Source organism: Bacillus mesophilum (genome assembly GCF_008923265.1).
Taxonomy (GTDB): Bacteria; Bacillota; Bacilli; order Bacillales; family Cytobacillaceae; genus Cytobacillus; species Cytobacillus mesophilum.
The window spans coordinates 896,267-918,565 of the sequence record NZ_WBOT01000002.1 but is presented as its reverse complement, the minus strand read 5'-3'; the positions used below and the strand labels follow the sequence as shown (position 1 = coordinate 918,565).

Sequence of the window (22,299 nt, the reverse complement as noted above, 5' to 3'; positions counted from 1 at the left end):
AAGATTGAAGGTGAAGAAGAATGCTGGAGATTTGGAAACAGTTAGTATGTGACGCAAATAAGGCATTAAAGGATTTGCAGCTAGTAAAATGGACCAGCGGCAATGTCAGTTATCGAGATTATGAGAGTAATAAGGTGGTTATCAAACCAAGCGGAGTCCACTTTGATGTGCTAAAACCAGAGGATATGGTTATTGTTGATTTAGATGGCAATGTCGTTGAGGGCAGACTAAAGCCATCTGTAGATACCGCCAGTCATTTATATGTGTATCGGCATCGTGATGATATTCATAGCATCGTGCACACCCATTCGCCATTTGCAACAAGCTTTGCAATACGCGGGATGGATATCCCTTCATACACAACAACAGCAGCTAATCTGTTTAATGATCGGGTACCTTGTTCTGATTTTGCTGCCATTGGTGAAGAAGATATAGGCAAGCAAATTATCGACCATATCAGTGATTCATCTGCTGTGCTGCTTCGAAACCATGGAGTATTCACTGTTGGCAAAGATATTGAGCATGCTCTAAAGGCTGCTGTCATCTTAGAGGAAACGGCAGAATATGCACATTACGCTACCTTGCATGAACCAGACCTTCAGCCGCTCAGCAAAGAAGTAATCAGACAGTGCAGCTATTTTTATAAAACGGCTTATGGACAAAAAGAAGAAAACAAACTATGAAAAAAGGGTGATAGGAAATGAAAAAATTATTAATTATGTGTGGAACAGGTGTTGCAACATCGACAATCGTTACAGGAAAAGTAAAGTCATGGCTAGAAGATAATGGACTGCAAAATAATGTGAAACTATACCAGTCAAAAATTAGCGAGGAATTAAGCCGTCTTGATGAATATGATATTATTGTGTCAACTACATTGGTTCCGGATAATGTAAAAAGCAGAATCATTGATGGAGTTCCATTACTCACAGGAATGGGCAAAGAAGAGATGTTTGAGAAAATTAAAGCGCAAATTCTGGCATGAATTTTGCAAAATTATCTGTCTGGAGATCCCTTAATGAGCAGGAAATAATTTGTGGGTGCACTCAAAATAAAAGAGGCTGGGACATAAGTAACTAACACACCTATTGAACCGAATGGTAAGGAAGGTCATCTTTCTAATCATTCGGTTTTTTAATTATAATTATAAAATATATTTTATTTGCATGAGTGAAATGGAGCGGAGGGCCCTCGACTCCTGCGGGCCGCAGAGCAAAGGGTGAGACCCCGCAGGAACGAAGTGACGAGGAGGCTCAGCTTGCTCCCCGCGGAAAGCGAGGGTCCGCAGCGCAATGGAACGGTCTTGATTAAATACCGAAACCAAGATATTGAATATTCGTGTTTTAGAAATATAAATTTCGTTTTGTCCCAGCCTCTTTTTGTATGTTCACTCAAAGACTCTGCAGCAGGGTGTCCCATCTAAAATGGGGTGAAAAACGAAACTCTTTTCACTTAGGTGTGTATTAAAAAATAGTAATACTACTACAACTATTTATAAAAACGTAATGAGAGTCCTTCCAAGTGGAGGGGCAGAATATCCATTTCATATTTGATATTGATATCTATTCAAAGAGTTTAACAGCAAGGATATATAGAATAATTATATGGATCGGATAAAACAAATAAAAAAAGTATTTAAGCCCTATGCCTTTTCTTCCGTTATAAAGTAAGATGATTGGAAGGGAGGCAATCATTATCCATTGATATTCACCAAAAGGAAATCCATAGTACGAAAAGAAGCCGTACCCACCTCCAAAAGTTTTAGATAAAAAGATTAGTAAAAGGCAAAAAAGTATATAATTTATTGTTATCATTCTCTTGCTGTTTGATAAATAGAAAATGACACCTAGAAGAACAAACAAGAAGCCACCTTCAACCAGATAAAGATTCCCAAATATTGCACCGTAAAATGGGTACCAAAGGTAGTCACTAATTACAAATAATTCAGAAAGAACTATGCACAGGATTAAAGATGCTATTTGCCATAAAAAGAATATAATAAAAAGTTTTATCTCTTTTTTATCAAGTAAATACATAATAAAGCCAGACAAGAAAAGAGTTGCAAAAAAGTTATTTGAGACAGCCATCCCACCATCTTTACTGAATACAATATGGAGACCTACATTTATTAAGGCCATTATAACACCAGAAATATATAATCGTTTTAAGTATTTTTTAGTATTTGTTGTGTATTTATATCCTAATGCTACACTATAAATAAAGATTGGGGCAGCTAATCTTCCAATCCACCTTAAGAATTCTGGTGTATGTGGTATAAACTGACCTATGTGATCAATTAACATTGCGACCAATGCAATTACTTTTAATAATGTACCTGTCATTATATATACTCCTAAAAAAAGCTAGAGCGTCTATACGAATTAGACGCTCTTAGAATAGTTGCTAACTAAATCCTTAATGTAATTATAATACTTTAATTATCATTTATGGGATTTAAAAACAATTTTTCACTTAACTCGCTGCTTTTTTATTTCCCCTAAAATTAATGGATGCTTTTAATTTAGATAATGTTTTAGTGAGATTATGTAATGCGTCTGTCCACTTTTATTTAGTCCTAAATTAGCCCCACAGCTCTGCATTATACATTATTCTACAAAGCAGAAAATAAAAAAAGCCTAGTCCTTGTTGATATAACAAGGACTAGGCTTTTTCTTAAACTCGTTAATAAAGTATTATTATTAACGAGAGTAGAATTCAACGTTATCGAAATCTCTAGAGTTTGTAAGGATTGGAGGGTTAATTTTGAAAACCCTCCCCAAAACCTCCCCCAAATCAATAATTTAGAGCATTTGAGAAACTTGCTACGGTTTCTGCTTCCAACTCTTTGAATGAGTGACCGTAAATGTCTAAAATCATTTGAGGTGTATTCCCTAATCGGTCAGCGATTGTTTTAACTGGAATTCGCTGGCTGATCAGCACTGTTGCATGTGTATGCCGTAATCCGTGTGGAGTTATTCGTTTTAATCCTGCTTTTTTGGTAATCCGGTCGATACTGTATTTTAAGGTGTTAGATCCAATTGGTTTTCCCGTTTGATAGGAGATGAACACAAAATCCTTTTCAGTTAAATGCATACCAAATGAAAGCATTGTTTCTCTACACCATTTACGATAAACTTTTAATTGACTAACGAGCGCATCATCAATCATAATAGTCCGGTAACTATTCTGAGTTTTTGGAGTGCGCTCTCCCTTTTCATCCCTAGTGCGTTTAATCGTAATAGTTTTGTCCTCAAAGTTAATATCCTCCCACTTTAAACCAAGAGCTTCACCTTTTCTAACACCAGTAAATGCTAACAGAAGAATTAGAGTGTAGTTCGTTATGTTATCTGTTTCTTTGGAAAACTTAAGAAAATGTTTCAATTCTTCTACAGTTAAAAAGTTATCGTCTGATTTTTCATGAGGTATAGATATCTTATTAAATCTATTCCTCGGCAGGATCTCGTCATCCACAGCAGCATTAATAGCAACTTTAAATAAACGATGGAATAATTGGACAGTGCTCCCCTCATATGACTTAAGTAATTCATTTATGAATACTCTTTTATATGTGGACTTGTCCAACTCAGAAAGCTTGTATTTACCGAGCAAAGGCTTCATCTGATATTTAATTGCATTTTCTCTTTGCAATTGAGAAGTAACTTTCCAACCATTCTTATGCGTTTCAAACCAAATATCTAACCACTCACCTACAGTTAAATTCGAGTTTTCTACACGCTTGACCTCACCGTTAATTACTCCAGCCTTTACCTCGAGTAAAGCTCTGTATGCCTCATTTTCAGAAGTAAAACCTTGCTTGTATTTTTCTTTTCGTTTACCAAGAACATCGTAATATTTATATCTGTAGCACCAAAGCTTTTCTTTTTTTGCATTATAGTATGAATACAAATCTTTGTCTTTTTTTGATTTAATTAGTTTCATTATTTTTCTCCCTTTCACGTGGACAGACGCTTAAAAAGGGGAACAAATGCGGCAACACCTCCTTTAAATGATTATATCTTGTATCTATTCTATTCCAACTCTAGTTACATGGTTATTTATTGAATCTAAAGCCAAGTTTATAATCTCGTATGTATTTCGAGCAGTCTCATAATTTAAATTTTCTGGTTCAATTCCATGAGCTATTTTATTTTTAATTGCAATACATTCCCATAAATCAAAAAAGAAATCTTCTTTATGAATATCAAATTCTAAATATTTTTCAAGAGGGCCTACGAGTTTGCCATTAATAGGCATACCAGTTAAATAATCTAAGCCGAATTTATTATCAACTCCCTTTTTCTTGAATGCTAATAAAATTACTTCATTTATTCTTAGTTCAAATCCTTGAAATAGTTCAAGAATACAACCTTTTATTAAATTTTTTCTTAGATCAAGATTTCTTGTAATAGGTATTTGATTTAGCAACATTACAGCATTATTAATATAAATTTGAAACAAAGATTCATTTTCTTTTATTTGTGAATCGTTACTTCTTTTTACTATTGGAACTTTATTTAAATTATTTTCAAGAATAAACCTTTCAAGTGTTTTTAATAATAAAATTTGGTCTTTGGATTCTAAAGAAATAATATTAGCTTCATTATTGATATCTAAATTAGGAAAATCGTTAGTAATTTTTTGTTCGAATTTTGTAATTAAATCGGGATTTATTTCGAGATTATAAAAAATTCTAGCTATGTATGTTTCAATTGTGTCTCTTAATTCTTTTTCGATTTTGTTATTTAGTGGAACTTCATTATCCATAGCTTTTTGTAAATCGTGATCTTTTGCAATTAGCGTTCTAAAATTTTTATCTTCAGATTTTCTGAGTGCAACCTTAACTGCTTCTGTGAAGTCAATATAAGCAGGATCATTTAGAATTTCCTCTTTTGATATCTTACCTTGTCTATTCTTTTCTAGAATATCTAAGTATTTAAATAACGGTTCTTCGTCTATAAGTGAAGCCAATTTTTTAGTGATTTCTGGACCTTTCTCTATATGGGCCAGCCATAATAATCTGTTCACATCTCCGCCTGTTATTTCAACAATTGCCTTGTTTAGTTCTTCAGAAGCAGGTGGATTTTTTCCATTCTGTAATCTACTTAAATATTGTTTTGAAGCTGATAACCCTTTTTCTTGAAGACGTTCTGATAATTGATCAAGGGTTAAGCCAGATTCTTTTATATATTTTTTTAACAATTCCTCATATTTAATTGTTACCGCCTCCTTTAATCTCATTTTATAACGTTGACATTATAATAGCAACAATATGATGTTAATATTTTTATGTTATTTTATTGTTGACATCAAAATGTATAGATGATATCTTTGTATCAACAAAAAGTTAAACAAATAATGTTAACAAAAAAGAGGTGACAAGTAAATGAAAGGTACTTACTCAGAGATGCTTAGATTTGCAATTTTCTCAAACCAAAAATCTCTTGAGGATATTGCGATGGATCTTCGTCAATATGGTTTTAAAACAAATAAATCTCAACTCAGTAAACTTCAAAACGGTAAGATATTGCCGGCCAGTAATAAAATGAATGACGCTCTTGCTGAGATACTAAATATTGATTCACTTGAATTAAAGGCGGCTGCATATAAAGAAAAAATCCCTCCTGAGATTCTTAACAAGATTAAAGAAATTTGCTGATGTTTTTTACTTTCCAATATTGGAGGTGATAATCATGACTATCGCTAAAATCAACGTGGATGTTGATCAAGCAGAAATAAAAAACCAAATAAACGAGAAAATTGCTCTAACCTTAAATGAAGTTCTTTTTACCTGGGACATTGACCAGATGTCAAAAAGAACTTGCATGAGTAAATCTTTTCTTGAGAATGAATTCCTAAGTGATCCACGGATGAAGCTTTTAGAGAGGCGCAAGGAAAAAGGGAAAAGGTATTGGTTTTATGAGGAATCAAAACAAGTGATGAAACAAATTATGGATGAATGGTAAAAAAATAAAAAAAGCGTGGACAGACGCAAATGAAAATAAAGGAGCAGATGAAATGAACAAAGACATTCAGCAGCGGATTGATTACTATGCAAAAAAATGTACTGAACGCATTAAACACAAACCTTCTATATCTTTGCCAAGAAATTTTAAATTCAGGAATGAACGTTTGGCTTTATATAAAATCCGTATGCATCAGCTCATTGAGGAGCAAAAGGAACAACGGAGGATCAAAATTTCAAAAGTAGATGCCTTCGCAGGAATGGGCGAAATAGATCATAAAGTCATGGACGATGAGCTGCATGGATTATTTCATTCAGATCATCGCAACGGCCGCGAAATGACAGATCAATTTTTTCTCAATAGCGATAACACCATCACACTTGAAGTTTATTGGGATGGGAAGCTTGTGCAGGATATTCGTTTTAACAACAGCGGGAAGTTGTCTGAGCAGGGAAGAAAGGTCGTAGATAATCCAATTAATCGGTTTGACCTGATAGGAAAGACTGGAACCATCAGCAGGAATGTGAAAATAATTGATGCCCTCGAATACCCGACAAGTGTAAGCATCCGTGTTCAAGATGAGATGGGTGAGGAATACTGGACCGGGTTAGAGGATGCGGATATAGACCAATAATGGAGTGAGATCATTGCCAGCATTACGTGTTATTAATGGAACACCTAAACCGAAATTCAATTACTTTCGTGCATACTCACGTGCGTTTATGAGCCACATCGAAAGTGCTTTTGATAAGTATGAGACTATCAGTGAATTTGATAGAGAAACACTAAAGAAATTCGTTTTCACGGGTATTAAAATGGTCAATGCGACGAAAAGAGAAAATGCTACCGAGGAAATTCTCATTCATCAATTTTCAATCTACGAAACTGTTAAAGCTGCTAGTAGTCTTTTAACACCCAATGAACTTGAAACGCTTTTTCCGATTGAAAAGAGATATGACGGTGCAAGTTATGGAGCAAAAGATTACTTTTATACGAAAGAAGCAATTAAGAAAATGGGTGAACAAAAACAAATTGGTGAAAATATTGATGATCTGCTATGGGATTATCGAAATCGAGATATAACTGAGTTCGCTATTAATGGCATGAGTATTATGAGCGCAATAGGAAGGTTACATGGGAAAAAGGGCATCATGGAGTCCTTTCTTGAAGAGCAGGGTGTAACTACATATACACTCCATAAAGATGAACAAGGCAAGGAATATTTAACTAACAATGATACTGGTGAGACATCGGCTGTTAAAAAGCCGCGGCCGAGGTATTTGAAAGCAGTACCAAACCATAAAGGAGTGAATTAATTTGAAGGACATTAAACTTATCGGTAAACAAATTATAGCTGGTGTAACTTTCACAGGAATCGAGGGAGGGTTTGGTGAAGACAAAAAAGCAATGTTAGTAAGAGAGATTGCTGAAATTCATGGCAAGAAAATAGGGGACATTAATCGACGTATTAATGATAACCGGAAAAGATTTATTAATGGTGTTGATATTATCGATTTGAAGAACGATGCTTCAAATGCATCGTTAGAGGAAATGGGATTTTCAAGCAGAGATCTCGCTATAAGTAACAATATCTATATCCTTTCCGAAAGAGGATACGCAAAATTACTTAAGATCCTTGAGGATGATAAGGCTTGGGAATTATACGATGAATTAGTAGATAACTATTTTCAGATGCGATCTCAACAACCTAAAACAAAAGCTGAAATGTTTGCACTTGCAAGCCAAGCAATGCTGGAGCAAGAAAGAAGATTATCACAGGTAGAGAGCAGACTTGAAGAAACGGAAAAGAAGCAGGAGAACATTTCAGAAATCCTTGCTTTAAATCCTACTGAATGGCGAAAGAAAATCAATACGATTTTAAACAAGATTGCTAATTCAATAGGCGGCGGCCAAGCCTTTCAGGATGTTCGTAAGGAAAGTTATAAACGATTGGAAGCAAGGGGCAATTACAAGCTTAGTGTCCGCCTTACAAACAAAAAGGGAAAAATGGCTCTGGAAGGTGTTGCGAAATCGAAAATTGATAAGGTGAACTATATGGATGTTATTGCAGATGATGCAAGGCTAACAGAGATCTATCTGTCCGTTGTTAAAGAAATGGCTATTCATTATTCTGTTCAGTTAGAAGGCGTATAAGATGGCAATATTCTGCTTTTGCCTCCTTTGTTTCTTCGTTGGTATTTTCGTCGGTGATTATCATGCAGTTGAGGGGAGAAAAGAAAATGAATAGTGGACAAGCTACTTGTTCAAGGGATATTTCCTTAGAACGGCTTTGGTTGAAGTTGAATGAGGCCTGCGAGTTTTTCGGAGTTGAAGTTTCACATAATAAGAGTTTCATACAGTTGTGGGCAGAGGTCGTTGAAAATACATCGGAAGAAACCCTGGAAGAGTTGTATGAAAAGATTTCTTTTTCAAATAATGAATTGTCGATTCGAATGGGCGAGACAGTCAAGCGGCGGTTAAATCGGTTATATCAATTAGAAGAAGAGGGTGAACTTTGTGAAGTGTAATAAAACGAAGAACCAAGCAGCAGATCCAGTGATCTTAAAGGCAAAGGATCGATTAATTACTTTAGCTTGTGAAAAGTTCGAAGTTGAAATGATACCCGGCAAGGATCCACTGGAACTTTGGAAAGAAGCAGTAAATCAAATGCCAGTAAATCTATTAAAAATGCAAAATCAAATCTTTGAAGAAATAGAAAGCGGGATTTTTAAAGATTTGCAGTCAGTTGTCAAAGCCCGCTTATCCGAGTTAAACGCTTCTCTGTAAAGTGTTGGCGCACTTTACCGTGGATTACTATTTAATCATAAATTCAAAGCAATTGTAGCATCTGATTTTTAAATTTGCAAATGGTAAAGGGAAAGTTTTTCCCTCTTACCATGATTATATGCTGCAGATGGACAAGTATGCCTAGTTTAATAGCAAGAACGGAGGATCAGTATGGCAAGACCCACAAAAGAAGGATTAGACTATTTTCCTTTAGATGTAGATATGGACCAGGACGATAAAGTGGCATTGATTGAAGCGCAGCATGGTGTTACCGGTTTTGCTATTGTGGTGAAGCTTTTTATGAAAATTTATAAGAACGGTTATTTCTATAACTGGACAGAAAAGGAACAGTTACTCTTCTCAAGAATAATTAATGTTGACATTAACTCTGTAATTGAAGTCGTTAATGATTGCATTAAATGGGGTTTGTTTTCTGATGAAATGTATGAGAATCATGCTATTTTAACCTCTAACGGCATTCAAAAAAGATATTTAGAAGCTGCATCGAGGAGACAAAAGGTGAAGATTCCAAGTGACCATCTTCTCCTGTCTCCTTCACAGGTTGATGAATACAAAAACCTCATTATCGAGGGTGTTAATGATGACATTAATAACTATTCAGATGGAGTTAATGACAACACTGGTACACAAAGTAAAGTAAAGGAAAGTAAAGTAAAGAAAAGTAAAGAAAAGAAGAGTAATAAAGACATCAATTTGGAAATTGAAAATTTCCGTCAACGGTATTCAGAAAATCAATTAAAGATTATAGATAACTACCTCGAAATGATTCGACATACAAGGCGAAGTGCAAAGATAGCCGATACTGTTATATTCCAAATGTATGATTCATGGGATAAATATCCAGAGATATGTGTAGAGTACGGATTAAAAACACATACAGATAACCCTTCCCATCACTCGAAAGGCGAAAAATACACGTTAGGAATTATTAGGGGTACTACTGCAGAAGAAGCCTTTAAAAAGCTAGGATCTTCTAATCAATCAAACTCATTGGATTTTAATCAATATGTTTAGGAGGGATTTAGGCAATGGATCGTAAGCAAACTGCCGAGGTGTTACAAACCATTCAAGTGAGTTATCAAGGGAAATTTAATGTGCAGGATCCAGCAAGAACATTAGATGCATGGGAAAAAGCATTAAGAAAACACGCTGCTGAAAAAATATTCGCTAATCTTGATCGTCATATTGAGACGAGTGTTTTCCCTCCAACAATTGCTGATCTTGTGAAAGAAAAACCAGTAGACCGCATGAATGCAATTCCAGATGTAGATGAAACTCGTCGCTATCTTGCTCAGTATGATAAAGAGCTAGAGCTCACAAAAGAGCAGGAGAAGCATATCGAAAACGAAAAAGCCAAGATTAGAAGAATCTTAGGGATAGGTGAACAGCATGCAAACAGCAACTGAGGATTTATTACTGTTCAATTTGGAAGCAGAGCAATTCTTCTTAGGGATTATGCTCACAGATCCAGATTTGCTTAAGGTAACAAGGATAAAGCCGCACCATCTTTCGCCAGGAAAGCATTACAACCTTCTGTGGGCACTGCAGGACCTAGATGTTAAAGGGATACAGATTGATGCGGTTTCTATTCTCGAGCGAGTTGGCCATAAAGCAGATCGTATTGGAGGAGCAAGTTATCTAAACGAATTAAGGATGTCTGTTCCCACAACAGCCAATTATGGTTTTTATGAAAAAGTACTTCTTGAATACTGGCAGAAAAGAGAGGCTGTTCAGATAGCTAATAAGATCAAAGAGGCTTCTATGAATGATGATCCTGCCCAAGTGATCCAAACAGGGATTAATGAGCTTATGCAGCTGGAGGATATTTCAGGGGATGACGATGACGGATCCATTAAAGATGTGTTGCATGACATATACGAAAACCTGTCTTCACCATCCGGTGATTTGACCGGCATTCCTTCCGGCTTCGCTGAACTAGACAGAATGACTAGCGGCTTTCAAAAGCAGGACTTAGTAATAATTGCAGCACGTCCTTCGGTCGGAAAAACTGCCTTTTGTTTAAATATCGCACAGCAAGTATCACAGAATGATGATTATGCGGTCGGTATTTTTAGCTTAGAAATGAGTATGGAAATGTTGTTAATGAGGATGCTGTCCAGCAGCGGAAATATAGATGCTCAAAATATGAGGACCAGAAAACTGGCTGACGCAGAGTGGACTAAACTAACATACGCATTAGGAAAAGTTAGCAATATGAATTTAAATATATTTGATAAGCCCGGTGTAACTGTAAACGAAATCTGGGCAAAAGCAAGGAAAATGAAGCGATTTTATGGTGAACGTAAAATCCTTATCATAATTGATTATCTCCAGTTGATTACTGGATCTGCTAAGCACCGCGGCAACCGCACTCAAGAAATTAGTGAGATCAGCAGAATGCTAAAACATATGGCTCGTGAATTAGATGTCTGTGTGATCGCTCTGAGTCAGCTCTCTCGGGCTGTAGAGCAAAGGCAGGATAAAAGACCAATGATGAGTGATATACGCGAAAGCGGGCAAATTGAGCAGGATGCAGATGTGATTGGCTTCTTGTATCGGGACGATTATTACAACAAAGATTCAGAAGACAAAAACATTATCGAGATCATAATAGGCAAACAGCGTAATGGTCCTACTGGAACAGTACAGCTTGCTTTCGTGAAAGAATACGGTTCGTTTGTGAATTTGGAGCGGAGATATGACCGTTAGGGAGATTTATTCTGAAGCACTCCTAAATGATCTATATGGCCTGCAGATCTTCATCAGATTTCTAGTTTACGAGAAAGGTGTCATAAAGCTAGAGGATGATGGAGAGAAGCTTACATTTTATATGCAAGACCAGTTTCAGACCAAAATGAATGAATACCTAATTGAGTACGAGGAGCGTGAAAAAAATGGCTGATATTTTAGCTGCCTTACTCTCTGTTCGTGAAGTTTTTGTCCATATGCCCAGGCGGTTGGAAGAGGTAAGGCAGGATATAAAGCAATGCGAGCTTGAGATTGATGATTTGCAGCATGTTATGGAATTCGCTTCATTGAGCGCAAGCAAAGGATTTGAAATTTACCGCCAAATGAAAGAGGTAAGGAACAGGCGCCGGCTCCTAAAAAACGAATTGGAAGTGTTAGAAGTGGTTAAGCGGCTCCAATCAGCTGGAAAGCCAACAGAGAAGCAATTAAATCAAGCCATTGGGTGATGTAAGAAAAATCATACAAATACAAGAAAATCGCAAATACTCCATGAGAGTAAGGAGCGATCTACAGGAGCTGGTGAAATGAATAACAAGAAACTTGTCTTGCCAAAAAAAGAAACGATTGATCTAACGGAAAATGCTACATACGTTGTTTCAGATGGGAAGTTAGAAAAATTACCTATGCCGAGAACAGGGTATGGAGAGCATGTTGTTGAATGGCTGGGCGGCCATATGCATAAATCGGTAAATACAGAAGTTAAGAAAGCTGTAAGGAATGAATAAAAACTAGGAGGAAATGACGTGAAAAAAATCATGATTTTGGTTTCAATAATTATTTTAATGGCACTTGCTGGGTGTTCTTTTCAAGAAACGGAACTTTACTATGATGGGAAGCTAAGACCAGTCAGTCAAATCGAAGAAATTATAGCGGACAAACTGGAAGTTGAGAATCCTGATATGGACCTTGAAATTTCTGTATATGAGGAATCAGAGGAGTAAAAACATTTTAAAAGGAGGATTTAGAATTGGATATAACCGAGAAAGTAATCCCTCATATTGAGAAAGCTGTTGGATTGAAATTGTATGACGAACAAAAGCGATATTTATTAAATAAGCACTACCACATAAATGGTGGCAGAGGGGTAGGAAGAACAGTTGCTTATTGTATTAAGTTAGCTTTATCAGGTGGTGAACCTCTTAACATGAGTGAGCCATGGGAATTTAGTGATTATGGCGATGGTTCAAAAAAGTATGCAAAGTTTTTCTTTATCAAGGAATTTATGAGATATAGACAGATGTTGAAAGACTATGGTTTTCCAGTTAGAGAAGTAAAGTATTATCTAGCTGTTTAATTAACCAACTATCGTTAGAAGTTGCCTTATAAATGCAAAGGAGTAAATTATGTTTGTTCTATTTACCATAGTCCTTGCTTTAACGGTTGTATCGATATCAATTTATCTTGATAGGGAGGACGAGAAAATGGCTAAATTTTTCAATCTCATTAATGATTTTATTATTCGTATCTTTAGGATTGATAAAGTCGTTGATTTAATCTTGCGTAAAGAAAAGAAATAAATGTATTGATGTTGCAAAGGAGGAACTAACTTGAAACAACAAAAAGTAGTAAGGACATATCCGGATGGGTGGATTAACTCAACTAAAGCATTAACTGTTGCTTTAAATGATGGTTGGGTAGTGGTAATGTCTAATCCATTCGACTGCGGTAATGGCAAGAAAGGGACAGAATATATTCTGGAAAGGTAATGTCACATATTGTTAGGAGGAAAAAGAATGGGCAAATCAGTAATTTTTGATATTACAAAAGAATCAGTTTCGGACATTGCTGGTCAAATAGCAGAAAAGGATAAGGATAGTATTTTGGTTCTTGCTCCACTGTCGGGAAATGTTTCTGTGCACGCACCAGCCAAGAAAGGCAAAAACAAAGGTTACCATCGTTTAAAGTTAGAGGTTTGGATCCCAGAAGATGCAATCAAAGGCGAGAATGCCTTAGATGATTTTGGAGCTGTTACATTGCTTAGGCTGCCTAAGAAAAGAATTGAAGATCATTTGATAAGAAACCCAAGGGAGGAGGAGTTAATTTGAAAAAACAAAAAATGGTTGAAGACCTACAAAAAGAGTACTCGGAGTATATGAACGAGTTTGGAAATAGTGAATTTATGGATATTGATGCTCACACAAGATGGTCGTTAGAAGCCGGAAGATTGCTAGAGGAAATTCGGATTTTATTAAAAGAAAATGAATGGCTCTATGGGAAGTTAAATCAGATAAGTGATGTAATTGAAAAAGGCAGAGATGAGTCAACGATATTTGTTCCAGAGAAGATGGATACTCATCCAAATACTTAAAGGAGGAGTTAATTTGGAGGAGAAATTTCAGCAAATACTCGATTTGTTTTTAGTAATGGGAATTGTGAGTATGCCTGTCATCACAATTTGTCTGGTTAGCATTGCTGTTGATCTTAGTATTATGAAGAACAGAAGGTAAGTGGAGGGGATTCAAATTGATATACCATGAATTATTAAATGAATACATCAAGAAAAGTGGCTTAAGCCTGCGACAAATCTCTGAACAAATGAAAAATAGAGGTGTGAAAATTGATAAATCTTATATTTCTAAATTGCAAAATGGAGTAGTTAATCCACCTTCTTTAGTAATTACATTAGCTCTAGCTGATGTTACGGGTGGTGAGCCTGAAAAGCTAGTCCAACTTGCCCAATCTGATGGAATATCATCTCAATTTCTTACGGAAATGTTATCAGTAAGTGAAGACCTCATGAAAAAATCCCTTGATCAAAAGTGGTTACTTGAGAAGATGTCAAAGTTAGAAATGCTAGAAAAAGAAAACAAAGAACTTAAAAGCATGGTTTTGTGGTCTGCTCGGCGATTACATAAAACCTATAAAGGATACATTTACGATGATTATGAGAAAGTAACAGGCGAAAAACCAGAAAGATTATAGTCAAATAATTCAATAAGCCTGACGGCCAAGCCGAGGGCATCAATCTTTAGTAGCAAGCAGCTGCTGATGGTTGGTGCCCTTTTTTATGTCTCTGCAACTACTTTTTAAAATAACACTGCAACCAGGAGGCGAATCATGAACACCCTGCAGGATCAATTAAAAATATGGCAGAATGCAAATCCACTTCGTGTCAAAGAAAGCGCACCTAAGAAGCCACAAGATAAGAAAACAGAGCAATTAAAGGATTGGGAATGGCAAGAGCTTATGGGAGCTAATAAGCCAACATACAGACGCTACAGAGGTTCATACAGACAAAAATAAAAGGAGCTGATCATGTGAGGGTGTTAATTGCTGAATATAGAAAATCTCTCCGGATTGCTAAGCAGATGAAACGGATATTCGATAATACAATGGAGCCATCTCTAGAAGCTTTAGAAGAACTAAAGATCATCAACGGCATGATCAGCGACCTGGAATATGCAATTGAATGGATGAAGAGTGGCAGGAACCCGGATGGCCGCCGCGGGGTGGATAAACACGGAGTTTATCTAACCGATCCAGCTTTGCTAGATGTGTTACCTGTTCAAGGAGTCAAGCCTTCAGACAACAAAGAAATGGATAGTTTGCAAAGGGAGCTCGTTGAAGATGCTCTATGTACGCTAACAAAGAGGGAGAGGGATGTGTTCATGATGATCAAGGTGGAAGGATTAACGTATGAGCACACTGCGGATTTGTTGGGGATAAAAAAAAGCACTGTGCAAACTCATTTTGAACGTGCAGAGCAGAAGGTTGAGAAGAGAAAAACGGAAAGTCTTTTCTTAGTATCATAAAAATTATAAAAATAAAATTGACTAATTGAAAATAAATTGATGAATGGGTGAATAGAATATACAGAAAGAGAGGAAGACGTCGGCTAACGGCTTCCTAATTTTTCTTTATAAAATTAGATGTTTTTATGAGGGCCGCAATAGTAATTAATGGTTATCTGCGGCTCTTTCTTCAAAGATAGGCCAATAATTAGACCTATGACAAAGATTACCGGAATCATCCCTTTCACCCCTTTCATTAAAACGGCAAGAAAGCCGTTAACATAGTATATTGATTACAACATTGGCTAATGCCTTATTTTTGAGTCTGTATCAAATTTTTTTGTCGTACAAACCATGTATATATAGGAGCATAAACTAAGCATCCAGGAATGGGTGCTTTTTCGTATTCAGCTCAAATATAACCCAGTAGACAACTTTAATTAGAGTTGTCTTTTTTATTGGAGTGATTGAAATTGACCGATTCATTAGGGTTATCAACTGAACAGTATGATATTGCTAAGAAGAATGGCATCCCTAAACGTACTGTTCAGCGCAGAGTTAAGAATAATTGGCCAATAAAAAAGGCAATATCTGTACCGGTTAGAAAAAAGAGAAGGCCCAAAAAAGATGAAGATATAGAGAAAGCAATAAGTGAAGGAATCACATATGAACAATATCTATACATGTTAAATCGTGTTAACTCATCTAAGGAAGCCGTTTCGTATTGGAGGTTGGTTGCTAAAAAGAACAAAATCTCAGTGGGAGTCTTTAGAAATAGAAGATATGCTGGTTGGGATTTAGAAAGAGCAGCCACCGAACCAACTGATAAAGGTAAATTAAGATCGGATTCGAAGTGGATAGAAAAGGCAATAAAAAATGGAATATCTAAAAAGTTGTTTAAACACCGAGTGGATATTTTAGGATGGTCTCCTGAGGGAGCAGCCACCAGACCAGCAAGAAACCTAAATATTAGAACTGACAGAGAATGGATTAAAGTTGCTAATGGAAATGGAATATCATTTCGCGCCTATACAAATCGAGTTGATAATCTTTTTTGGGATCCAGAAGAAGCTGCGACTACGCCAGTAATGAGTCGAGATGAAGTTGTGGCTCTTGCGATGGAGGGGAAAGAAGCTGCAAATCGAATGATCCAGAAAAGAATTAACCAGGATCCGAACAATCTATTCAAAATTACAGACGAACATAGGAAGATTGCGGCGAGTAATGGAATTAGGACAGGCACTTTGGAAGCTAGAGTTTACAGATACGGTTGGACAGTTCAAGAAGCCATTAGTATTCCATTAAAACGGTGGGTTGATAAACCTGAAGAGTACGAAAAGTATTTACAGCAAGCTATAGATAATGGAATTGAGCAATCCACATTCTATCACAGATTAAAAAGAGGATGGGATATAGTGAAAGCTTCAACAACTTCTACTATACTCCCTTCAACAAAAAAGAAGTTTAGAGAAGAAGATATTGAAACAGCTAAAAAGAACGGAATTAGTTATAAAACTTTCTCAAATAGAGTGTACGATGGATGGTCAACAGAGGATGCGAGCACAATACCTCCATTACCTCGAGGTCAATTCCACAACGAAGAGAGAACGGAAAACGCCCTCAACGGGTTAAAGGGATTCCAAAAGATCTAAGGTTTTTAGAGATAGTGATTGCTTTTTTAAAGTTCAGATGAAAGGAGGGGTACCATTGTTAACGGAAATAGAAAAAGAGGATCTTTATCATAAACATAAAGGGATTGTTTTTTATGTAGCTTATAAGTTTAGGTTTTTAGATAAGGACATTGAAGAAATAAGGGGATGGGGGTTCGTTGGCTTTGTAAAAGCTATTAATCAATACGAGAAGAATCTTGAATGGGATTTTTCATCAATCGCATTTACAGCCGTAAAAAAAGAAATTATTAAAAATTATCTTAAGAGGGGGAGTGTGCCGAAAAGCCAAAGCATGCAAGAAATGGCTTACGTAGGGAAGGAAGGTAAAGGTAAAACTGTAGAAGAATTTCTTGTAGATGAAAATCAACTTTCTTTTGGAATAGTCGATATCTCAGTAATGATCAAAGAAGCTTTGTTTGAGGAGACAGAGAAAAACAGAAGAATGATATTGGATTATTTGTTGGCAGGAAAGGAAGCTGATGTAATTGCCAAGGAATACAAGACAACATCAGTTGTTTTTAGGAAGGTACTTCGAAGAGGACAAGCTCTGATCAAACAGTACCTGGTTAATAATGATGTAATTCTAGATTATTTGATGTACCCAAGTGATGATACAAAAAAAGAGAAAAAAATTATCAATCACAAGGAAATCTCTCGAGATGACTACGGTAAATTTAAATACATTTTTAAGTCTTTCCCTTATTTACGAACTACTGAAATTGCTATTTTGCTTAACACTAGTTCATATGCTGTATCAAATTTACTGGACTACCCAACAGCTGCTTATTATAAAGCTAAAGCGGATGATTCTATAAAACAAAAAGTTCTTCAGTATGTAAAAAAGAAATATCCAGAACGCTTGGCTGGAGAATTAACCATCACTTCAAGCAAAGCAAATTAGCATTTTCAAATTTATTAAAATTCATTCAGTTGTTTTGTTACTGAATTTTATATAGATAAAGAGTATTTACCAATAGGTGCTCTTTACACGGTGGCGGAATAGGTAGACGCACAACCTCAATACTGGGTTAAGCAAAGGTGCAGAGGGTGATACCTTCTTAATCATGCAAGGTGCAAATCCTTGCCCGTGTTTAGGAAAAGAAGTAACAAAGTAGCAGGAAATTCCCTTTTTTTGTCGAAAATACAGACATATTAAGATAAAAAGGGGGATAATATGGAAGCATATAAGAACATTTATTTTCATAAACTGGATATCTATAAACGATTGTTTATCAAGAAAAAGGGGCAAGCTGATACTCAAGCTAAAAATTACTTGGATAGTAAAGGAAGAAACTCATTACTTGATGATATTATTGCAAATCGATTAAAAAACAATTGCATTACAATTAAGGACGAAACTGGATCTAGAATGCTCGAGATTCTCGATCATGATAAGGATTATATTTTCGCCAGAATAGGTAAATTTCAAGATTTACTAACGGTCCATCTTAGAAACAAAAAGACATATGTCCCTGAAGAGATAAGTAGAACAGTTGATCAGGAATTAGAAATATTTACATATTTTTTGATTGATCGTGACAACTATGTAATTTCCTTCCTTAAAGAGCTTTCTGCTCCGCCAATAAGAACCTTGCAATATCTTATTGATAATAACTTCGGGCATCAAGATATCTTTGGCGAAATAAAGGGAGTTATAGTTGAAGATGCTATTCCTTTGTTGAAAGATAAAGATACAATTGGCACAATTTCTTACAAAGTTGCGGTGCCAAGTGACAACGTTTTATCATATGATGACATTGGGTTATCGCAGAAAGAGTTTATTCATTTACGTAATCAAAAGCACGCTGAAATAGAAGTGAAATTAGTTGCTGAAAGAAATAAGTCTGCTTTTGAAAGTGGAAATGGGATAGAGGAAGTGTTGAAAAAGATACTATCACGTACATCGAGGGTAAAAGTCAGAGCAAAAGACGATGGTGGGTATATGCAATCATATGATGTGGTTGAATCTTTATTGACTAAAAGGGTTAAGTTTGAATTCGATAGAGATGCTGAACAGATACAAAAAGAAATATTTTCAAAGTTAAAGACAACTTATGAAACAAATAAACAAGAGATCGTAAATTATGTGAGAAAAGAGTGAGGCCATGAAGAAAAACCATTTAAGGAGAAACAAGTTCAATATTCTGATCAGTTTGGCATTCTTACTGATCTGTTATTTCTTGTTCAAACAAGGTTACTTAAGTGGTGGAGAAAAAGACCCTGGCTTTCATCAAAATTTACTAACAGTTAATACAATATTTTTAGGATTTCTTTTTACCGCCCTAGGAATAATGGTAGGATTTGCAGATAAAAAATTGATAAAAGCTTTGGATCAAGCTGGTTATATGGATAACTATTATAATTCGATTTATTTTGGGCTTTTTTTTCATGGAGTCTCAACAGTCATTTCTACTATAGCCGTAGTTATTTCTCATAATATAATACAAAATGAATTTGTAGTGATACAACAAATCACTTTATTAGGTGGAGTTTTATTTTTTATTAAGTCGATAATAGGGATATTAAAAATTATTGGTGAAATCAGAAATGACATTCAATAACTATCATAATAATACTTAAATGCGTTTCTTAGAAGCGCATTTTTTTATGAAGTTTTTAAATATTGAAACCTTTTAATTTATGTTTTCGTATCCTCTATAAAAAGGGGGATTGTGCATGCTGCTGAAAGTGAAAACATTTTTTAGTTTAACCTATAGGATATTTTTAGCACTAACACTGACTGGATTCGGAGCATTAGTGTTTTTAACATTGGCAAGCAAAGAACTTAGTACTAATACACAAATCTTAACATCAATTTCATTGGTGGCAGTTTTGTTTTCTTTACCAGGTATAATTAACACCTTGGCTGATGAATATAACCCCAAGAAAAAGTTGTACAAGCTTTCTTGTAAGTGTCCTAATTGCCGGCACCTTATTGAGATGGATATGAAGGAAGACTAGTAGGGAGGGAGAGAATTGCAATGTTGATGATAACAGGAGAAAACAATCGGGACTTTAAATTCGACAACAAAGTTGAAGTGGTTGGTCAGATTAACGGAAAAGTAGTAGTGCTTAATGGAGGCAGCCTTTCAGTAAGAGGGCAAATAAACAATGGACTTGTTATTAAAGAGGGGGCAGAAGTTTTTCTTCATGGACAAGTAAATGGTGATGTAATAAATGAAGGAGGCACTCTGTACGTTTTGGGATATATTAACGGAAGGTTGTTTAGAGAAAGAGGAATAACCAACATATATAAAGATGCATTCATAAAAGAAATGTGAGATTTTGTCGTACAAATGATGTATATATAGGAGAATCGTTTTAGCATCCAATTGTGGGTGCTTTTTATTTTGGAGAAAGGAGGTTGATGAATTGAAAAGGTTAGTAGACTCATTTCTTAACCCTATCGTTGCGGTAATTAACGTTTTGGAGTCCAAGGGGTTGGTGACAAAAGAAGAAGTGAACGAGGAAATAAAAAAAATGATAAAAGAGGGCAAGAAAAACTAAAGATTCCTTGCCCCGTGTTTGTTAGGGTTTTATTCCGCGTACTATTAGTGCTGATTGCAAATCATTAGCCATTCGCATTTGAATATCTTCATAGAAGTAATCAAGGATATCGCTTAATGCTGCTGGCAATTTTTCATCATCAATGCCGTGTTTCGTTAGAATTTCTTTTAAAACCTCTTCATACATGTTCTCACCTCTTTTCATAAGAACATAGTTCGACATATGGTCGAAAAGTCCTGTTAATAAATACAACGAAAGAAGGGATCAATGATGGAAAAGAATGCAGCAATCGAGTGTTTGAAAGAAGAAAAATTAAATCTGTTAGAGAATGGAAACCACCTAGATCATTTGATACAACAATATAGTAAAAAGATAGATGAGTTTAATTTGAGAAAACATAAGATTAAAAATGAAATAAATGAAGTTGATCAGGCGATAGCGCGACTTCTAAATCATTAAGATAAAGACTTCATGTTGAATGAAGTCACATATCATTTTTTGAAAGGATCGAGTGCAGTGATAACGATTGATGATTTTTTAAAAATGAAGTTATATATGTATCAACAGAAATATGACCGATTTCGTTTTATCTCTAGAAGAACCAAGAAGAAAAGGATTAAACAAAAAGTTGAATTAAAAGCCACTGTTTCCTTAAGCATGATTGGACATATTAAAAAAATTATTAATATGAGGAATGGTGATGCTGATGTCTGAAATGAAAAAAGAAATGGATGCACCATTACTTCAGGTTGAACTAGATACCTTCGATTCAGTTCCGAAAGTGTTTTATAAAGGAGAAGAGATTACTAATAGGATTTCAGTAAAGCTGGAATGGAAAACAAAAGATCATAAAGCAATAAACAATTGCAGTTTTGAAATTGTTCATGCGGAAAACACGAATGAAAACGATTCGAGTATTAGAACCATTTCGCATAACTCTTTTTGTAATAGGTGATATTCATGTTTAACTTCTACAAAACATCCGTATGGAAATCTAGGCGGGAGAAGATACTTAGGCGAGATAAGTACTGCTGCAGAGAATGTAAAAGGTATGGAAAGAACAGAGAAGCCACAACAGTTCACCATGTCAATCCATTGGAAGACTATCCTCAATGGAGACTGGAAAGTTGGAATCTTATTAGTCTATGCGGCAAGTGTCATGAAAAGATGCATGATCGAATCACTGATAAATTAACAGCGCTAGGCTTGCAATGGGTTGAACGTGTCGAAAGGATGAAGAAGATTGGATGAACAAAAAAGGATGGAGATGTTATTAAGCTTCCTAAGTGAATTGCGGTACCTTGCCGAAGAGATTCCTGGTCAATTTGATGGGCAAATCCAAAGAACGGTTGAAGAAATTTCAGATTTTTTATTGGTTAAGTAAATTTTTTAACCCCCCCACTTTTTTTATTTTTTTTAAAACATCTGGGGACCGAGGGGGGGCGATATTTCCAATAGAGCGGGTTTCCAGAGATTTTTTTTCGGAGGTGAGAGCGTTGACGAAATTGCCATCAAAAGAAACCATCAAGAGAAGAACAATATCTGATATGAAAGAGTTGGGAGTCCATAAAAGTCAGTACAATCGCTTGGTTGACATATATTCTGAATTGGTTTTTCAGTATTTAAAATTGAATCAAGAGTTTGAAGAAGGCGGTTATGAATATGAGACGTATACAGCTGCTGGCGGTGCAAAAAAATCCCCAATTGTTGCAACCCTAGAATCTTTAAGAAAAGATATTTTGGCATACTCCGATCGTCTTTGCCTCAATCCGAAATCAATGGATGCGGTGACGGTTGAGAAGGAACAGAAGTCATCGCTTGCTAGCATCCTTAATAATTTAAATGACTAGCAAGTATAATAATTTTGATATT

Annotated in this window: 42 protein-coding genes; 38 read left to right on the top strand and 4 right to left on the bottom strand. The window is 35.6% G+C overall.

Annotated features, from left to right (window positions below; translation table 11 throughout):
- Window positions 1-20: 20 nt before the first annotated feature.
- The gene (locus F7732_RS09535; RefSeq protein WP_151573615.1) at window positions 21-683 is read left to right on the top strand and encodes an L-ribulose-5-phosphate 4-epimerase; all 663 of its coding nucleotides are present in this window, start codon (window positions 21-23) and stop codon (window positions 681-683) included.
- A 17-nt stretch (window positions 684-700) separates the two neighbouring features.
- Entirely contained in the window at window positions 701-985 is a 285-nt protein-coding gene (locus F7732_RS09530) for a PTS sugar transporter subunit IIB (RefSeq protein ID WP_151573614.1), read from the top strand.
- Between the two features lie 577 nt (window positions 986-1,562).
- On the opposite strand, the gene F7732_RS09525 is transcribed toward F7732_RS09530, so the two are convergent.
- From F7732_RS09525 to F7732_RS09515, 3 genes are all read right to left on the bottom strand, one after another.
- Window positions 1,563-2,342, bottom strand: a complete 780-nt coding sequence (locus tag F7732_RS09525; RefSeq protein ID WP_151573613.1) for a TraX family protein — start codon at window positions 2,340-2,342, stop codon at window positions 1,563-1,565.
- Between the two features lie 451 nt (window positions 2,343-2,793).
- Entirely contained in the window at window positions 2,794-3,939 is a 1,146-nt protein-coding gene (locus F7732_RS09520) for a tyrosine-type recombinase/integrase (RefSeq protein WP_151573612.1), read from the bottom strand.
- Window positions 3,940-4,023: 84 nt separating this feature from the next.
- On the bottom strand, window positions 4,024-5,199 hold the full coding sequence (locus F7732_RS09515) for a helix-turn-helix domain-containing protein (protein WP_151573611.1): 1,176 nt from the start codon (window positions 5,197-5,199) through the stop codon (window positions 4,024-4,026).
- A gap of 184 nt (window positions 5,200-5,383) precedes the next feature.
- Between F7732_RS09515 and F7732_RS09510 the strand changes: the two genes are divergently transcribed.
- From F7732_RS09510 to F7732_RS23235, 30 genes are all read left to right on the top strand, one after another.
- Window positions 5,384-5,656, top strand: coding sequence for a helix-turn-helix domain-containing protein (locus tag F7732_RS09510; protein WP_151573610.1), 273 nt, complete (start codon window positions 5,384-5,386; stop codon window positions 5,654-5,656).
- Between the two features lie 34 nt (window positions 5,657-5,690).
- Window positions 5,691-5,963 (top strand): hypothetical protein, encoded by a 273-nt coding sequence (locus tag F7732_RS09505; protein WP_151573609.1) that lies wholly within the window; start codon window positions 5,691-5,693, stop codon window positions 5,961-5,963.
- 52 nt (window positions 5,964-6,015) lie between these two features.
- Window positions 6,016-6,597, top strand: coding sequence for a hypothetical protein (locus tag F7732_RS09500; protein WP_151573608.1), 582 nt, complete (start codon window positions 6,016-6,018; stop codon window positions 6,595-6,597).
- Window positions 6,598-6,610: 13 nt separating this feature from the next.
- The gene (locus tag F7732_RS09495; RefSeq protein WP_151573607.1) at window positions 6,611-7,279 is read left to right on the top strand and encodes a hypothetical protein; all 669 of its coding nucleotides are present in this window, start codon (window positions 6,611-6,613) and stop codon (window positions 7,277-7,279) included.
- A gap of 1 nt (window position 7,280) precedes the next feature.
- The gene (locus F7732_RS09490) at window positions 7,281-8,117 is read left to right on the top strand and encodes an ORF6N domain-containing protein (protein WP_240056573.1); all 837 of its coding nucleotides are present in this window, start codon (window positions 7,281-7,283) and stop codon (window positions 8,115-8,117) included.
- 86 nt (window positions 8,118-8,203) lie between these two features.
- On the top strand, window positions 8,204-8,491 hold the full coding sequence (locus F7732_RS09485; protein ID WP_151573606.1) for a hypothetical protein: 288 nt from the start codon (window positions 8,204-8,206) through the stop codon (window positions 8,489-8,491).
- A complete protein-coding gene (locus F7732_RS09480) occupies window positions 8,481-8,750 on the top strand; it encodes a hypothetical protein (RefSeq protein WP_151573605.1) in 270 nt (89 codons plus the stop codon). Before F7732_RS09485 ends, F7732_RS09480 begins: the two co-directional genes overlap by 11 nt.
- 171 nt (window positions 8,751-8,921) lie before the next feature.
- On the top strand, window positions 8,922-9,785 hold the full coding sequence (locus tag F7732_RS09475; protein ID WP_151573604.1) for a DUF4373 domain-containing protein: 864 nt from the start codon (window positions 8,922-8,924) through the stop codon (window positions 9,783-9,785).
- 14 nt (window positions 9,786-9,799) lie between these two features.
- The gene (locus F7732_RS09470; protein ID WP_151573603.1) at window positions 9,800-10,177 is read left to right on the top strand and encodes a replicative helicase loader/inhibitor; all 378 of its coding nucleotides are present in this window, start codon (window positions 9,800-9,802) and stop codon (window positions 10,175-10,177) included.
- Window positions 10,161-11,480, top strand: a complete 1,320-nt coding sequence (dnaB, locus tag F7732_RS09465; protein ID WP_151573602.1) for a replicative DNA helicase — start codon at window positions 10,161-10,163, stop codon at window positions 11,478-11,480. Before F7732_RS09470 ends, dnaB begins: the two co-directional genes overlap by 17 nt.
- A complete protein-coding gene (locus F7732_RS09460; protein WP_151573601.1) occupies window positions 11,470-11,673 on the top strand; it encodes a hypothetical protein in 204 nt (67 codons plus the stop codon). The genes dnaB and F7732_RS09460 overlap by 11 nt, the downstream gene beginning before the upstream one ends.
- On the top strand, window positions 11,666-11,965 hold the full coding sequence (locus F7732_RS09455; RefSeq protein WP_151573600.1) for a hypothetical protein: 300 nt from the start codon (window positions 11,666-11,668) through the stop codon (window positions 11,963-11,965). The genes F7732_RS09460 and F7732_RS09455 overlap by 8 nt, the downstream gene beginning before the upstream one ends.
- A gap of 78 nt (window positions 11,966-12,043) precedes the next feature.
- A complete protein-coding gene (locus F7732_RS09450; RefSeq protein ID WP_151573599.1) occupies window positions 12,044-12,244 on the top strand; it encodes a DUF3954 domain-containing protein in 201 nt (66 codons plus the stop codon).
- A gap of 18 nt (window positions 12,245-12,262) precedes the next feature.
- Window positions 12,263-12,460 carry a hypothetical protein gene (locus F7732_RS09445; RefSeq protein WP_151573598.1) on the top strand — a complete coding sequence of 66 codons (198 nt, stop codon included), beginning with the start codon at window positions 12,263-12,265 and terminating at the stop codon, window positions 12,458-12,460.
- 26 nt (window positions 12,461-12,486) lie between these two features.
- Complete coding sequence (locus F7732_RS09440) at window positions 12,487-12,813, top strand: hypothetical protein (RefSeq protein WP_151573597.1); 327 nt, start codon at window positions 12,487-12,489, stop codon at window positions 12,811-12,813.
- Window positions 12,814-12,862: 49 nt separating this feature from the next.
- Window positions 12,863-13,036: a hypothetical protein gene (locus F7732_RS22610; protein WP_161598857.1), complete on the top strand. Its 174-nt coding sequence runs from the start codon at window positions 12,863-12,865 to the stop codon at window positions 13,034-13,036.
- Between the two features lie 30 nt (window positions 13,037-13,066).
- Window positions 13,067-13,225, top strand: a complete 159-nt coding sequence (locus tag F7732_RS22605; RefSeq protein ID WP_161598856.1) for a hypothetical protein — start codon at window positions 13,067-13,069, stop codon at window positions 13,223-13,225.
- A gap of 27 nt (window positions 13,226-13,252) precedes the next feature.
- On the top strand, window positions 13,253-13,564 hold the full coding sequence (locus F7732_RS09435) for a hypothetical protein (RefSeq protein WP_151573596.1): 312 nt from the start codon (window positions 13,253-13,255) through the stop codon (window positions 13,562-13,564).
- Complete coding sequence (locus F7732_RS09430) at window positions 13,561-13,827, top strand: hypothetical protein (protein ID WP_151573595.1); 267 nt, start codon at window positions 13,561-13,563, stop codon at window positions 13,825-13,827. Before F7732_RS09435 ends, F7732_RS09430 begins: the two co-directional genes overlap by 4 nt.
- A 13-nt stretch (window positions 13,828-13,840) precedes the next feature.
- Complete coding sequence (locus F7732_RS23240) at window positions 13,841-13,966, top strand: hypothetical protein (RefSeq protein WP_275670921.1); 126 nt, start codon at window positions 13,841-13,843, stop codon at window positions 13,964-13,966.
- A 16-nt stretch (window positions 13,967-13,982) separates the two neighbouring features.
- Window positions 13,983-14,441: a helix-turn-helix domain-containing protein gene (locus tag F7732_RS09425; RefSeq protein ID WP_151573594.1), complete on the top strand. Its 459-nt coding sequence runs from the start codon at window positions 13,983-13,985 to the stop codon at window positions 14,439-14,441.
- 135 nt (window positions 14,442-14,576) lie between these two features.
- On the top strand, window positions 14,577-14,762 hold the full coding sequence (locus F7732_RS09420) for a hypothetical protein (RefSeq protein ID WP_151573593.1): 186 nt from the start codon (window positions 14,577-14,579) through the stop codon (window positions 14,760-14,762).
- A gap of 14 nt (window positions 14,763-14,776) precedes the next feature.
- Entirely contained in the window at window positions 14,777-15,271 is a 495-nt protein-coding gene (locus tag F7732_RS09415) for a sigma-70 family RNA polymerase sigma factor (RefSeq protein WP_151573592.1), read from the top strand.
- A 452-nt stretch (window positions 15,272-15,723) separates the two neighbouring features.
- A complete protein-coding gene (locus F7732_RS09410) occupies window positions 15,724-16,902 on the top strand; it encodes a hypothetical protein (RefSeq protein WP_151573591.1) in 1,179 nt (392 codons plus the stop codon).
- A gap of 55 nt (window positions 16,903-16,957) precedes the next feature.
- Complete coding sequence (locus tag F7732_RS09405; RefSeq protein ID WP_151573590.1) at window positions 16,958-17,821, top strand: sigma-70 RNA polymerase sigma factor region 4 domain-containing protein; 864 nt, start codon at window positions 16,958-16,960, stop codon at window positions 17,819-17,821.
- A gap of 273 nt (window positions 17,822-18,094) precedes the next feature.
- Window positions 18,095-19,021, top strand: coding sequence for a hypothetical protein (locus tag F7732_RS09400; RefSeq protein ID WP_151573589.1), 927 nt, complete (start codon window positions 18,095-18,097; stop codon window positions 19,019-19,021).
- Between the two features lie 4 nt (window positions 19,022-19,025).
- Window positions 19,026-19,481, top strand: a complete 456-nt coding sequence (locus F7732_RS09395) for a hypothetical protein (RefSeq protein WP_151573588.1) — start codon at window positions 19,026-19,028, stop codon at window positions 19,479-19,481.
- A 115-nt stretch (window positions 19,482-19,596) separates the two neighbouring features.
- On the top strand, window positions 19,597-19,881 hold the full coding sequence (locus F7732_RS09390; protein ID WP_151573587.1) for a hypothetical protein: 285 nt from the start codon (window positions 19,597-19,599) through the stop codon (window positions 19,879-19,881).
- A gap of 20 nt (window positions 19,882-19,901) precedes the next feature.
- Window positions 19,902-20,201 (top strand): hypothetical protein, encoded by a 300-nt coding sequence (locus F7732_RS09385; protein ID WP_151573586.1) that lies wholly within the window; start codon window positions 19,902-19,904, stop codon window positions 20,199-20,201.
- Window positions 20,202-20,292: 91 nt separating this feature from the next.
- Window positions 20,293-20,427: a hypothetical protein gene (locus tag F7732_RS23235; RefSeq protein ID WP_275670920.1), complete on the top strand. Its 135-nt coding sequence runs from the start codon at window positions 20,293-20,295 to the stop codon at window positions 20,425-20,427.
- 21 nt (window positions 20,428-20,448) lie between these two features.
- Here the strand turns inward: F7732_RS23235 and F7732_RS22600 are convergent, their stop codons facing one another.
- Window positions 20,449-20,613 (bottom strand): hypothetical protein, encoded by a 165-nt coding sequence (locus tag F7732_RS22600; protein WP_161598855.1) that lies wholly within the window; start codon window positions 20,611-20,613, stop codon window positions 20,449-20,451.
- An 84-nt stretch (window positions 20,614-20,697) separates the two neighbouring features.
- Between F7732_RS22600 and F7732_RS09380 the strand changes: the two genes are divergently transcribed.
- The 6 genes from F7732_RS09380 (at window position 20,698) to F7732_RS09360 (ending at window position 22,277) form a co-directional block, all read left to right on the top strand.
- Entirely contained in the window at window positions 20,698-20,886 is a 189-nt protein-coding gene (locus F7732_RS09380) for a hypothetical protein (protein ID WP_151573585.1), read from the top strand.
- Window positions 20,887-20,943: 57 nt separating this feature from the next.
- Window positions 20,944-21,141 (top strand): hypothetical protein, encoded by a 198-nt coding sequence (locus F7732_RS09375; RefSeq protein ID WP_151573584.1) that lies wholly within the window; start codon window positions 20,944-20,946, stop codon window positions 21,139-21,141.
- Window positions 21,128-21,382 carry a hypothetical protein gene (locus F7732_RS09370; protein ID WP_151573583.1) on the top strand — a complete coding sequence of 85 codons (255 nt, stop codon included), beginning with the start codon at window positions 21,128-21,130 and terminating at the stop codon, window positions 21,380-21,382. The genes F7732_RS09375 and F7732_RS09370 overlap by 14 nt, the downstream gene beginning before the upstream one ends.
- 5 nt (window positions 21,383-21,387) lie before the next feature.
- Complete coding sequence (locus F7732_RS09365) at window positions 21,388-21,678, top strand: HNH endonuclease (protein WP_151573582.1); 291 nt, start codon at window positions 21,388-21,390, stop codon at window positions 21,676-21,678.
- The gene (locus F7732_RS22595; RefSeq protein ID WP_161598854.1) at window positions 21,671-21,811 is read left to right on the top strand and encodes a hypothetical protein; all 141 of its coding nucleotides are present in this window, start codon (window positions 21,671-21,673) and stop codon (window positions 21,809-21,811) included. Before F7732_RS09365 ends, F7732_RS22595 begins: the two co-directional genes overlap by 8 nt.
- A 103-nt stretch (window positions 21,812-21,914) precedes the next feature.
- Window positions 21,915-22,277: a P27 family phage terminase small subunit gene (locus F7732_RS09360; protein WP_240056586.1), complete on the top strand. Its 363-nt coding sequence runs from the start codon at window positions 21,915-21,917 to the stop codon at window positions 22,275-22,277.
- Window positions 22,278-22,299: the final 22 nt, after the last annotated feature.